This is a genomic window from Turicibacter sp. KK003, assembly GCF_037014675.1.
Lineage (GTDB): Bacteria > Bacillota_I > Bacilli_A > MOL361 > Turicibacteraceae > Turicibacter > Turicibacter faecis.
Genome location: NZ_CP142738.1, coordinates 1,707,745 through 1,720,956 on the forward strand (window position 1 = coordinate 1,707,745; position 13,212 = coordinate 1,720,956).

9 protein-coding genes and 1 other annotated feature are annotated in these 13,212 nt (G+C 36.0%); of the genes, 1 reads left to right on the plus strand and 8 read right to left on the minus strand.

The window, feature by feature from the left end:
* Positions 1–79 precede the first annotated feature (79 nt).
* From thiI to VXM77_RS08440, 4 genes are all read right to left on the minus strand, one after another.
* Positions 80–1,309 carry a tRNA uracil 4-sulfurtransferase ThiI gene (gene thiI, locus VXM77_RS08425; protein WP_161832837.1) on the minus strand — a complete coding sequence of 410 codons (1,230 nt, stop codon included), beginning with the start codon at positions 1,307–1,309 and terminating at the stop codon, positions 80–82.
* Between the two features lie 46 nt (positions 1,310–1,355).
* On the minus strand, positions 1,356–2,489 hold the full coding sequence (locus VXM77_RS08430) for a cysteine desulfurase family protein (protein ID WP_262950451.1): 1,134 nt from the start codon (positions 2,487–2,489) through the stop codon (positions 1,356–1,358).
* A 541-nt stretch (positions 2,490–3,030) separates the two neighbouring features.
* Entirely contained in the window at positions 3,031–3,486 is a 456-nt protein-coding gene (gene tnpA, locus VXM77_RS08435) for an IS200/IS605 family transposase (RefSeq protein WP_161832950.1), read from the minus strand.
* A 208-nt stretch (positions 3,487–3,694) separates the two neighbouring features.
* Positions 3,695–5,422 (minus strand): septation ring formation regulator EzrA, encoded by a 1,728-nt coding sequence (locus VXM77_RS08440; protein WP_161831974.1) that lies wholly within the window; start codon positions 5,420–5,422, stop codon positions 3,695–3,697.
* Positions 5,423–6,078: 656 nt separating this feature from the next.
* Here VXM77_RS08440 and rpsD point away from each other — a divergent pair.
* The gene (rpsD, locus tag VXM77_RS08445) at positions 6,079–6,678 is read left to right on the plus strand and encodes a 30S ribosomal protein S4 (RefSeq protein ID WP_055241189.1); all 600 of its coding nucleotides are present in this window, start codon (positions 6,079–6,081) and stop codon (positions 6,676–6,678) included.
* 90 nt (positions 6,679–6,768) lie between these two features.
* Here the strand turns inward: rpsD and tyrS are convergent, their stop codons facing one another.
* The 4 genes from tyrS to pheT form a co-directional block, all read right to left on the minus strand.
* Complete coding sequence (gene tyrS, locus VXM77_RS08450; protein WP_161831973.1) at positions 6,769–8,034, minus strand: tyrosine--tRNA ligase; 1,266 nt, start codon at positions 8,032–8,034, stop codon at positions 6,769–6,771.
* Positions 8,035–8,144: 110 nt separating this feature from the next.
* Positions 8,145–8,348: a binding site (T-box leader), on the minus strand.
* A gap of 44 nt (positions 8,349–8,392) precedes the next feature.
* Entirely contained in the window at positions 8,393–9,382 is a 990-nt protein-coding gene (locus tag VXM77_RS08455; RefSeq protein WP_161831972.1) for a substrate-binding domain-containing protein, read from the minus strand.
* Positions 9,383–9,601: 219 nt separating this feature from the next.
* Positions 9,602–10,663: a bifunctional 3-deoxy-7-phosphoheptulonate synthase/chorismate mutase gene (locus tag VXM77_RS08460; protein WP_161831971.1), complete on the minus strand. Its 1,062-nt coding sequence runs from the start codon at positions 10,661–10,663 to the stop codon at positions 9,602–9,604.
* Positions 10,664–10,778: 115 nt separating this feature from the next.
* Positions 10,779–13,196, minus strand: a complete 2,418-nt coding sequence (gene pheT, locus VXM77_RS08465; RefSeq protein ID WP_262953918.1) for a phenylalanine--tRNA ligase subunit beta — start codon at positions 13,194–13,196, stop codon at positions 10,779–10,781.
* Positions 13,197–13,212 lie beyond the last annotated feature (16 nt).

Sequence of the window (13,212 nt, forward strand, 5' to 3'; positions counted from 1 at the left end):
GGCAAGTCGGAATCCACTCACCTCGTGGATTCTGACTTGCCCGTCTACTCACTCGTATTAAATGAATTTGTCTGCCCTTTTAAAATAAATCATTCAGTGCACATGCTGTATTATCTTCAAGTTCAATCATTTCTCCTGCACTCACTGTAATGATTTCTGTTTGATCAATACATTGTTGTACAAGAGAGTCAAAATCAAAGTTTTGTTCAAATTCCACACACTTTTCAAGCGATGGATTTGTCGCCGGATGTTCAGGAACAAAGACCGTACAACAATCTTCATATGGACGAATTGAGATATCATAAGTATCGATTTTTTTCGCAATTTCAATAATTTCATTTTTATCAAGGGTGGCCACTGGACGAATAATCGGCATATTAGTAACGGCATTAATTGCATACATGCTTGCCAACGTTTGAGACGCTACCTGTCCTAAACTTTCCCCATTTGCTAAAACTAAAATTTCACGTTTTTTGGCAATTCCTTCAGCAATACGATACATCATACGGCGCATAACCGTCATCGTATAACTGCTCGGAATGTTCTCGTAAATCGCGGTTTGTAATTGCGTAAATGGAACGATATGTACATCAATACGACCTTCAGGCGCATAATGTGCATTTTTTTCCATTAAATCAAGAACTTTTTGCTTTGAACGAATAGATGTATAAGGTGGAGAAGCAAAGTGAATGGCCTCTACTTCAACCCCGCGTTTTTGCATTAAATAACCGGCAACAGGACTATCAATTCCTCCTGAAATCATGAGAAGACCTTTCCCGCTAATTCCTACTGGGAAACCACCTAATCCTTTAATATGTTCAGCCATAATAAATGTTCCTTCGCGACGAACCTCTACAAAAACAGTCATATCAGGATGATGCACATCAACACTTAGATGAGACGTATTAATAAGAAGATGAGCACCAACTGCACGTGAAATTTCACCCGATTGCATCGGAAATTGCTTATCTGAACGTTTAGTTTCAACCTTGAATGTTGTTTTAACAGCTGGTTGCTCATTAATGATCTCTAAAGCTAATGCTTTAATCGCATCAATATCATTTTCACAACGTGCCGTCAAACTGTATGATTGTAATCCGAATACTTTATCTAGTTGCTCCGTCACAAGGTCAGGATTTGTCCCATTTAAAATAATATAAAAACGATCACGAGTCACTTCATACTTTAATTGCTTCAAATCACTTAATTTACGTCTAATTATTTTATGTAAGGCATTTTTAAAATACTTACGATTTTTCCCTTTAATCGATAATTCACCATAACGGACTAAAATACGATCATAAATCATTTCATCATTTCCTTCCTCGTCTAAAACTATGATTTTGCTAAGATGATTAATATTTTAATTGAGCGATGACTACTTTTAAAGCTTTAATTAACTGATCGACATCTTCTTTAGTAGAACGATCAGAGAAACTAACTCGCACACTTTCTAAGGCGATGTCTTCACCAATTCCTAGTGCCATCAAAATTCTTGAGGCAGCCGCCGATTTTGAAGAACAAGCGGACTTCGCAGAGATATACACGTCGTATTCTTCAAGCGCATGGACTAACGTTTCCCCTTTAATTGGAACTGCGGCAAAATTAATGATATATGGGGTCTGTTCTTCACGGTTACTATTGATGACAACACCGTCTATTTTTTCTAATTCTTGTATCGCGTAGTCAAAAAGACTTTTAACATGACGATAATTACTATCTAGTGGCTCAATCACTAATCGTAATGCTTTGGCTAAAGAAACAGCTCCAGCAACGTTGATCGTTCCTGAACGAAGGCCATACATTTGATGCCCACCTGTAATTTCTGGAGCTAGAGTTAAATATTGATTCATAATCAAAGCCCCACACCCTTTAACACCGTGAAACTTATGAGCAGACAATGATAATAAGTCAATATTCATTTTATCTATATCCACAGGAATTTTCCCAATACTTTGAACAGCATCCACATGAAACTTAACTTTTGGATACTTTTTAAGTAATTGTCCAATTTCATAAATAGGGAGGATCATTCCCATTTCATTATTGACATGCATACATGAAATTAAAATCGTATCTTCACAAATCGCCTCTTGAATTTGTTGAAGGATCCCCTCTTTCGTTGCCGTAACGTCAATATAAGTGACTCGGAAACCTTCTTGCTCTAATTCCTCAATCGTTTCATGAACTGATGCGTGCTCAATAGGAGTGGTAATAATATGGTTCCCACGTTTTTTGTAAGCATGACAAAACCCACGAATCGCTAAGTTGTTACTTTCTGTTGCTCCAGAATTGAAAATAACCTTATGGTTTTTGGCGTTTAAAAGCGTTAGAACTTGTTTTTCTGCTTGAATAAGAAGTTGTTCGGCTCTCGCCCCAAACGCATGTAATGAACTCGGATTTCCCCAAAAATTTTCATTAACTTTTACAAAGGCTTTTAATACTTCTGGATCGACAGGAGTTGTTGCACTATTATCTAAATAAATCATTTTGATTCTCCTTCCGACATAAACATCTCAGAACCATTTTAAACTTTTTAACTCGGATGAATTCTTTTTTAAATGAGACGAATTCAATAACCTCTTCACGTGCTACCTTATTGTTTCGACATTATACCACATAACGCATATAATCTCAAATCGCAATATTTTCTGAGTTTATGACATACAAAATGGTTGTTTTATGATCTGCTTACACTATAAAATATGAAATTCGACGTAAAAATGTCAAAAAAATTACGATTCACCTGATATAAAAAGGCATGGTTGGTCTCTTACTATTATAATATGCATCTGTAAAAAATTCACTTCACTTATTGCATTGAAATCATTATTTTTTTCCTTTTAAATTCAAGTGAATGCTTAGAGAAGGACCTTTTACTAATAAAAACTACCCGTCAAACGGGTAGTTTTCTCCAGGGCTATAAGCCCTGATTACCGGCTAGCGTCTCAAGGCGCTAGCTTTCACTTTGTTCAAGCTACTTGCCATTGCCACCTTTGCTCACCCCTAAAGGAGTGCTCGTTCTACTGGCTACCCCTTAAAGGGGTCTTCATATTCTTTTACACTTAATTTATCCATCGCAATATCATGCTTTTCCTGATCCTGAATATATTTCCTTATCGTTGCCTCATTTAGGCCAACCGTACTGACATAATATCCTTCTGCCCAAAAATGCCGATTTCCAAATTTGTATTTCAAATTTGCATGTTTATCAAACATCATCAATGCACTCTTTCCTTTCAAATATCCCATAAAACTAGATACACTCATTTTAGGTGGAATACTTACTAACATATGGACATGATCTGGCATTAAATGCCCTTCAATAATTTCAACTCCTTTATAGGCACAAAGTTGTTTTAAAATATCTCTTATACTTGTTTTATATTGATTATATATTATTTTTCGTCTATACTTAGGAGTAAACACAATATGGTATTTGCACATCCATTTTGTGTGCGATAAACTATTTGTTTGATTCGCCATAAAAATCACCTTCTCTTCTAAAATAGTAGCTTAAACAACTCTATTATAGGAAAAAAGGTGATTTTTTAATGGGGTTATAAACTTTTATTCGCCACCCGCATAGCGGGTGGTTTTATGCTTCACACGCTTTGCGTGTTCAACAGACTAAAGTCTCTAATAAAAAGAAAAACTATCTACTCGTTAACGAACGACATAGATAGTTTTCCCCCTAAACCAATCCCATTTTTACTTGTTGTTTAAATTGTTTAAATGTTATTTCAAAGGATGCTCCCTCAACCTCTTTTAATAACTCATACATTTTTTTTATAACTGTGGCATAATTTCCTTGACGAAATTGATCCTCTGCAATGGTCAAATCCACGACGTACATTCCCTCACGCTCGATATATCGATGACCATAAATCATTAATCGTTCCGCAAGTTGTGCCTCTAAAACCTCTGTCTCTACACGCGTTGAAAGCTCATCAATCGATGCCTGAACAAGCGTCAATTGTTTATCAATTTCCGCAATATTAATCGGAAGACGACCGATCGTATCAAAAAGCAATTGAACAGAAAAATTCGCTCGTTTAATTAGCTCTACTGTTTCTTCATTCTCAATTGGAAAACGAACTTGATGATACATCCCTTTTAACTGATTAAACGTCTTTAACAACATTAACGCTTTTTGACGACATTCCTTTTCCCCTGCATAAAGTCCTTCAATCTCACCATCAAATAATCGTAATTGCTCTTTTAATTCAATGCCTTGTTGCCCCATTGATGTGAGTTCTCGAACAAGTGTTGAATTAGCCGTTTGATTTTCCTCTATTCGACCCAGTAAATAAGTAAACTCATTATTTACAATTTTCAGCTCATTTAAAAGTAAATTAAATTGTTGCTCTTCCTCCTCTGGAAGACGATAATTATCCTTTATATTTTCGTAACGAGCGTTTAATGTTTCTCCTTGCTCCTTAATCTGTTGCATGGTCACCTTCATCTTCATGACCATTTCTTTGATCGTCGTTTGAAGATCGTACTCTTTTTTCATAAATTCAATCATTTGCTTTGCATTATCATGAATCTCTAATAACGTCGCTTCAATTCTTTCAAAATCAAAACGTTTAATCCACTGAGGAATCTCTTCTAACTGACCATGATAATAAGAGATCGTTTCTTTTATCTGTAAATGCTTGAGGTAAACTCCAGATGAAATAATCGTTTCATAACTTTTTAATACTTCTCTTAATAAAGGTTTTAACTCATTTGTCAATGTTTCCTTGTAAAGAGGCGCCCGTTCAAACATATAAGTAATTGTTTCGATATGTGATTTAATTAATTCTAATGTTTCATCTGCCAAATCATAGTTGCAATCATCCATACATTCATTAAATTTCAAAAAGAAAACTTCAACATCTTTAAATAAGGTCTTCATTTCTTCTTTAAAATCAGAGTATTTTTCCTCTTCCGTTTCATAGCGAAATTTAAGTTGTTCAAAAGAGTCTTTTAAAGCGATGACATTTGAACGATTACGCTCCTCTGATTTCTTTAACGCTTTAATTTCTTCAATTAATTGTTCAACTTCTTCTTTTAATCCATCAAGCGTTTGTTGTAACTCCATTAATTGCTCATCGGCTTCTGAGAAGCTTTTATCTGCAACGAGTTCCTCCGTATAAATAATTTGTTCGGTTACCATAATAAAATCTGACTCTAATTTTCCCCAACGACGTTCCCATTGTTGAACCAATTTGACAATTCGCTCACTCTTTTTAGTACTGCGAAGCTTGGCTAATTCAAATGGAACGGTCTGATTAGAAATCTCATGTTTCATATAATCTAAATCATCAATTTTCGCATAATATTGCTTCTTCTTTGAGACAATAATGACTGAATAAATTAATACAATGGCCAATATAACAATCATTAGGATCAAAATAAGTAATTTAAAATCTATCATAGTATCCTCCCACCATGTTTTATAAATGAGTTATTGTTAAATAATCATATCATAATTTGATAAAAAATCCTATGCTTTCTACGGTTTTCTACTGACTTTTTAAGAAACGACACTGATCATTAACCTCTCATTTTTTTCTTTTCTAAATGAAGAAAATGATTGCTTTTCTTATCCTATCCAACCCCTATAGGTCGACTCATCCTCGGTATCTTCACTTCTTATATTAGACCCGAAGATAGAAAACTTTCACGAAATACCCCAAACAAGAGGGATTTGGAAAACACAATCTCCATCTTGAAGACATTAAAACACATTTATAGCAACACTTTCTGCAACTAATTGTCGAAACCATTCAAATTGATAGAATTTATGATGAAATTTTTAGAAATTGTTTAGAACTTTGATTTTTTGTTGACAATAATATTGAATCTTGATATTATACTGGAGTGCGTTGATGAAAGGCAGCTTTTTATCTAACTGTGATGATTAGATTAAACCTCAATATTCCCTTTAAAGGGATTGATGGCATATCGTATAACCTTTTGGCTGCAAAGGCGAGGATATGGGATTTTAATCTAACTTATAGTATCGGATAAATTTTCTCCTTTTTTGATATGCAAAATCAAAATTCTGACAAATTAAAAGGAGGTCATAGCATGGCTCGTTATACTGGACCAAGCTGGAAAATTTCTCGTCGTTTAGGATACTCAATCTTAGAAAACGGTAAAGAATTACAAAAACGCCCTTATGCACCTGGGCAACACGGACAAGCACGTAAAAAAATCTCTGAATACGGATTACAATTACAAGAAAAACAAAAATTACGTCATGCATATGGAATGACTGAGCGTCAATTCCGTCGTACATACGACCGCGCTGGTAAATTACAAGGTAAACATGGTGAGAACTTCTTATACTTATTAGAATCTCGTCTTGATAACTTAGTATACCGTTTAGGATTAGCTAACACTCGTCGTCAAGCACGTCAGTTAGTTAACCATGGTCACATCTTAGTAGATGGACAACGCGTTGATATCCCATCTTACTCAGTAAAACCAGGACAAACAATCAGCGTTCGTGAAAAGTCAGCTAACTTAGCTATTATCAAAGCTGCTTTAGAAGGAACTGTTCACCGTCCAGACTTCGTATCATTCGATGAAGCTACAATGACTGGAACATTCGTACGTTTACCAGAACGTTCTGAAGTATTCGCTGATATCCACGAAAACTTAATCGTAGAGTTCTACAGCCGTTAATCTTTAATCTAACGGTAAAAAAGACTTCGAGCAATCGAAGTCTTTTTTTTATTCAATTCAATAAAAAAAGGAAAGAATTTATCTTTCCTTTTAAACATGTTTAATTAAGAAATATTTTTTCTTTCCACGACGAATAACTGTAAATTTACCACCAATGGCTTGTTCTTTAGAAACTACATAGTCTAAGTCCTTCACCTTTTCACCGTTAATAGAAATTGAGTTATTATTAATGAACTCACGTGATTCACGTTTTGAGCTTGCTGCTTTCGCAAAAACAAGGGCATCAACTAAGTTTAAATCTTCTGCTAATTCAACTGAAGGCACATCTTTAAACCCAACTTCAATCTCTTCAGCTGATAGATCTGATAAATTCCCGCTAAATAATGCTTGAGTAATTTTTAAAGCTTGCTCATAAGCCTCGTACCCGTGAACAAGTGTCACCACTTCTTTCGCTAATGCCTTTTGTGCTAAACGTTCATGTGGTGCCGCTGTAAATGCTTCTTCAATCGCATTAATTTCTTCCTGTGATAAGAAAGTAAAATATTTTAAGAATTTAATCGCATCTTCATCCGCCGTATTAATTAAAAACTGATACATTTCATAAGGAGTTGTTTTCGTACGATCTAGCCAAATCGCTCCACCAGCAGTTTTTCCGAATTTTGTTCCATCAGACTTTGTCACTAATGGCATCGTTAACCCAACTGCTTTCGCCTCATGGCCCATCGTTTTACGGATTAATTCTAACCCTGATGTAATATTCCCCCATTGATCTGATCCACCAATTTGAAGAACACATTTTTTAGTCTCGTATAAGTGTTTAAAATCCATCCCTTGTAAAATTGTGTATGAAAACTCGGTAAATGTCATTCCGTGATCTAAACGAGAGCATACCGTATCTTTCGCCAAAATATAATTAATATTAAAGTATTTTCCGAAGTCACGTAAAAATTCAATCATACTTAAATTTGATGTCCAATCATAGTTATTTACTAACTCAGCCGCGTTTGATTGATCACCAAACTCAAGAAACTGCGACAACTGACGTTTAATACTTTCTGACCATTTAATAACCGTCTCATGGCTATTTTCTTGGCGTTCTGCTGAACGTCCTGTTGGGTCTCCAATTAATCCTGTAGCCCCTCCTACAAGTGGAAGTGGCTTATGCCCTGCTCGTTGAAATCTCTTTAACGTTAAAATAGGAAGTAATGATCCAATATGTAAACTATCTGCCGTTGGGTCAAATCCACAATAAAGTTTAATATTTCCTTCTTCCATTAATGCATCTAATGCTTCTAAATCTGTACAGTCGTTAATTAAACCACGCCACTGTAATTCTTTTAAAAATTCATTCTTCATAGGTTCACCTCATTTAATCATTTTTAGATCATTCACTTCCTTAAAGCATGCTAGATTCGAACCTCTTCTTCGCGCCATAAAAAAAACCCTTCAGATGTTTAAAAACATCATGAAGGGACGAAATGTCGCGGTACCACCCTACTTGTTAAATATCGTCTATTTAACCACTCAAGTTGATAACGGTAAAAACCGGTTCTAACGAACATGCTCCAAGAATGTAATTCGTGATTATCACGGCCTTAGTTCTCACCAATCACTAAGTCTCTGTCACTGCCCTTTAATAATCATTACTTGTGTCTTATCATTGCATTATTATTAACGTTTGGATTATAACAAATTATATCTTATACTGTCAAGATTATCGAGTCGTTTGACGCCAAACAAATGAGTGAGGTAACGTAATTTGAGTTTCCGTAATTTCTTCCTCTTTCATCAATTTAGTTAATAAGCGCATGGCAACAGCCCCAATATCATAAGTCGGAATGTTAATTGTACTTAATTGTGGGCGTGACATAATCGCATATTTTGTATTTTGGAATCCGATAATTTCTAAATCTTGAGGAACATTAATTCCATGATCAATGGCCGCATTCATAAACATGACAGCTACCGAATCACGAACCGCTAAAGCTGCTTCTGGCGCTTTATTATTATCAAAAAACTCTTTAAACGCATTTAATGAACTTTCAAATTTAGTATATAAACCTAAGACACGAGGTTCTAATCCCGCTTCCTCTAATGCTCGACGATACCCTTGTTCTTTTAAATCGTTCATCGCATGGTGTGAACTTGAAGTAATAAACGCGATATCTTTATTTCCGTTTTCAATTAACTTTTTAGTTGCTTCATAAGCAGCTAATTCATAATCAATTAAAACAGCGGGTAAACGACCTTCTAAATCTTTAACTGATAATAATACAGTTGGAACCGTGTCCGTAGCTAATCGCTCAACCTCATCATCTGTTAATTTATCGGCCATCATTAAAACACCATCAACCTGAGAAGCAATCATATTTTGCCACGCATTATTCGCAATATCATTTTCATTATGTGTGACATTTAAGAACACAGAATAGCGATATTTATCCGCAATATCAGCTACCCCATCGATCATTTCCGATGCTGATGCACGTGAACATGTTGGGACAATCAGTCCAACATTAGTTGAACGGCGACTCGCTAATCCTCGTGCAATCGCATTAGGACGATATCCCAACTCCTTAATTGCTGTTAAAACACGCTCACGTGTTTTTGGTTTTACCTTTTCAGGGTTATTTAACACGCGTGAAACGGTCGCTAATGAAACATCTGCAACACGTGCCACGTCATAAATGGTTACTTTAGACATATCATACACTCCTACTGCTTTAAAATTTCCTGCACTTTTTTATTTTGATTACTCACAATTATCGACATTGTAAGCACTAATATTGTCTGTTTATTCAACTCTCTCTACCATTTTATAAGAATTGTACTTATTTATCAACATTTTAATGAAAATTTTCATTTTTAAATCGCTTGCTTTTTCTACTTATTTTTAGTATGGACAGGAAATGTTTAACTTATTCTAGTTGCGTAGTTTTTTGTAAAATAAATCAAATTCTTCTAAACTCATTTGCTGATTAGCATCCGATAACGCCAACATTGGGTTTGGATGTACCTCAGCCATAATTCCATCAGCTCCAACCGCTAAAGCCGCCTTTGCAATCGGTAATAAAATATCCTTACGTCCTGTTGAGTGGGTAATATCAACAAAAACAGGTAAATGCGTTTCACGTTTTAAAATAGGCACTGCTGAAATATCTAATGTATTACGTGTTGCCTTTTCATATGTACGAATTCCACGTTCGCATAACATCACATTTGGATTTCCATGCATCGCAATATATTCCGCAGCATTGACAAACTCTTCAATGGTTGCACTTAATCCGCGCTTTAATAAAACCGGTTTGTTAATATGCCCTAATGCTTTTAGCAGGGAAAAGTTCTGCATATTACGTGCCCCAATTTGGATGACATCAACGTATGGTAAGGCGGCCTCTAAATCACCTGCATCCATGATTTCACTCACCACACGTAAACCATATTTTTTAGCTGCTTCCGACATCATCTTTAACCCTTCAATACCAAGCCCTTGGAAATCATAAGGAGATGTACGTGGCTTAAATGCCCCACCTCTAATATACTTTAATCCTTTTTCAGATAGATTTTTTGCAACACGCTCCATTTGTTCCTTTGATTCTACGCTACATGGACCGAAAACAAAGGTCGGTTCACCATCACCAATCATATCCCCTTGAACATCGATGACAGTATCTTCTAATTTATTTTTACGCGAAACGAGTAATCCCTTTTTATGACTTTTCTCTTCTTGAAGTTTGACACTTACTTTAAAAATTTCTTTGAATACGTGAATCAGCATCTCATCTGTTAAGGGTCCCTGATTTTTTTCTCTTAACTTTTCTATAATTTGCTGTTCACGAATCGGATCATATTTTTTTAATCCTTGCTTGTCCTTTTCACGACCAATTGCCTCTACTAAAGCTGTTCGCTCATTTAATAAATCTAACAATTGATCGTTAATTTCATCAATTCGATTTCTTAATTGTGTTAAATTTTCACTTGTCATGTTATCACCTCATGATTATAGTTTATATGTTATTATAGGGATTAATTACTTTTTTTAACTTATTAGCACAAATAAGGTAAAAAAAGGAACAAGATTTACTTGCTCCCCTTTTTTACTAACCGCGTAAAACAGCTGAATGTTCATCTGTTAAAGCATTTAATACTTTTTGATGAACAGGTTGTAAGTCCTCATCAGTTAAAGTCTTCTCATTATCTAAATAATACAATGAAATAGCAACTGATTTCTTACCATCTTCAACACCTTTACCTTCGTAAACATCGAAGACTTCTACATTTTGTAAAAGCTTATTAGCCGCTCTTTTTATCGTTTGCACTAAATCTCCCGCTAAAACATCTCGGTTCACAACTAAAGCAATATCGCGTGTCATTCCCGGATGCTTAGGCACTGGTTTATACGATTGTCTTGATGAATCTAATGTAAATAAAAGATCTAATGATAATTCAAAGACATACGTCTCATTTAAATCAAGCGTACGTTGTAATTCTGGATGAATTTGTCCAACAACTCCGACTAATACCTCATTAACGTATACCATTGCCGAACGTCCTGGATGAAAATCTTTATACTCTTCAGGTACAACAGGCACATAAGTCACATTTAAATGACCCATCTCTTCTAAAAGTGTATCCACATACCCTTTCACCATATAAAAATCAACTTTTTCAACTTTTGATTGCCACTTATTTGTTTCTAAATGACCCGTCATTGCTCCCGAAATCTTTGTTTCCTCTAAATAGCGATCATTTTCTTTAGCATAGACCTTCCCAATTTCATAAATTGCAACGTTCTCAATCGTACGTGCATTATTATAGGCAACAACTTCTAACAATTGAGGAATTGTCGATTGACGTAAATAAGCGCGTTCTTCGCTCATTGGCATCGCCAATTTCACAAGCTCCTTCTTAGTTTTTGGCAATGATAAACATTGTTCCGCCTTCTTAGCTCCTGTTAAAGAGTAAGTAATCACTTGAGTAAGACCACATGCCATTAACGTTTGATGCGCTTGATGACGAAGTAATTGAAGTGGACTATATCCGCCCTTCATATCCGTCGCCGGAAGCGTCATTGGAATATTATCATATCCGTAAATACGTCCTGCCTCCTCAATTAAATCCTCAACAATAGTAATATCTAATCGACGAGAAGGAACATTAACTTTAAACACCTCTTGATCTACCGTATAAGCAAAACCTAATCTTTCCCAAATAGTGGCCACTTCATCTGTTGTCATCGTTGTTCCTAAAACAGAGTTAATTTTATCAGCTGTAATTTCAATGACAACTGGCGTCATTACCCACTCATCACATGCTACAATTCCTTGACAAACTTCCCCGTTCGCCAATTGTGCCAACAATTCAGCAGCACGATTAAGCGCTAATTCTGTACGATTTGGATCAATTCCTTTTTCAAAGCGTGCTGATGATTCTGAACGTAATCCTAGGCGTGTTGATGTTTGGCGAACAGATAAACGATCAAATAAAGCAGACTCTAATAAGACATTAGTTGTCTGATCCGTTACTTCTGTCTCAAGTCCTCCCATCACTCCTGCAATCGCAATCGGTTTAACTCCATCCGTAATCACGAGGTCGCCCGCAACTAACTCACGATCTGTCCCATCTAAAGTAGTCATTGTTTCCCCTGATACGGCCTCTCTTACCACAATCTCTTTTGAAGAAATTGTATCATAGTCAAAAGCGTGTAAAGGCTGCCCCATCTCTAACATCACATAGTTTGTGACATCGACAACATTATTTTTAGGACGCATTCCTGCTGCAATTAAGCGGGCCTGTAACCATTGTGGAGATTCCTTGATCTCAACATTTTTTACGACGCGAGCTAGATAGCGAGGCGCTTTGTTTGTCATCGAGCTCACTTTAATTAATTCAGCTGCCGATTCTTTTACCTCCTGCACATTCACCGCATCAAAATGAACGTCACGTGATAAGATAGCTGCAACTTCGTAAGCCACCCCATACATCGATAAGCAATCCATACGGTTAGGTGTTAGTCCTAGTTCAATAATCGTATCATGGAATTTTAAGTACTCTAAGGCGTCCATTCCGATTGGAGCATCATCTGCGCAAACGAAAATTCCATCCGCATAAGCATGTGGAACTAACTTTTGTTCAATTCCTAACTCCTTTAATGAACAACACATTCCGTTTGAAGCCTCACCGCGTAATTTTGATTTTTTAATTTTGAAATTTCCAGGTAAAACTGCACCCGGTTTAGCGACAATAATTTTTTGTCCAGCTGCGATATTTTTCGCACCACACACGATTTGTACAACTCCGTCTTCTCCACCAACATTGACTTGACAAACCGATAATTTATCCGCATTTGGATGTTGCACACGTTCCTCCACATAACCAATCACCACATTTGTAGCGGTTGATAGAACGTTCACCGATTCAACCTCTATTCCTGTACGCGTAATCTTCTCTGCTAACTCTTTTGGATTTATATCGCTTAAATCAACGTACTGGCTTAACCAATTCACTGAAACTAACATGTAAATAGCCTCCCAC

Excerpts from the sequence above, each read along its gene's own strand:
- VXM77_RS08460 (WP_161831971.1), bottom strand. The coding sequence starts at position 10,663 with ATGACAAGTGAAAATTTAACACAATTAAGAAATCGAATTGATGAAATT.
- tnpA (WP_161832950.1), bottom strand. The coding sequence starts at position 3,486 with ATGGCGAATCAAACAAATAGTTTATCGCACACAAAATGGATGTGCAAA.
- rpsD (WP_055241189.1), top strand. The coding sequence starts at position 6,079 with ATGGCTCGTTATACTGGACCAAGCTGGAAAATTTCTCGTCGTTTAGGA.
- pheT (WP_262953918.1), bottom strand. The coding sequence starts at position 13,196 with ATGTTAGTTTCAGTGAATTGGTTAAGCCAGTACGTTGATTTAAGCGAT.
- tyrS (WP_161831973.1), bottom strand. The coding sequence starts at position 8,034 with ATGAAGAATGAATTTTTAAAAGAATTACAGTGGCGTGGTTTAATTAAC.
- VXM77_RS08430 (WP_262950451.1), bottom strand. The coding sequence starts at position 2,489 with ATGATTTATTTAGATAATAGTGCAACAACTCCTGTCGATCCAGAAGTA.
- thiI (WP_161832837.1), bottom strand. The coding sequence starts at position 1,309 with ATGATTTATGATCGTATTTTAGTCCGTTATGGTGAATTATCGATTAAA.
- VXM77_RS08455 (WP_161831972.1), bottom strand. The coding sequence starts at position 9,382 with ATGTCTAAAGTAACCATTTATGACGTGGCACGTGTTGCAGATGTTTCA.
- VXM77_RS08440 (WP_161831974.1), bottom strand. The coding sequence starts at position 5,422 with ATGATAGATTTTAAATTACTTATTTTGATCCTAATGATTGTTATATTG.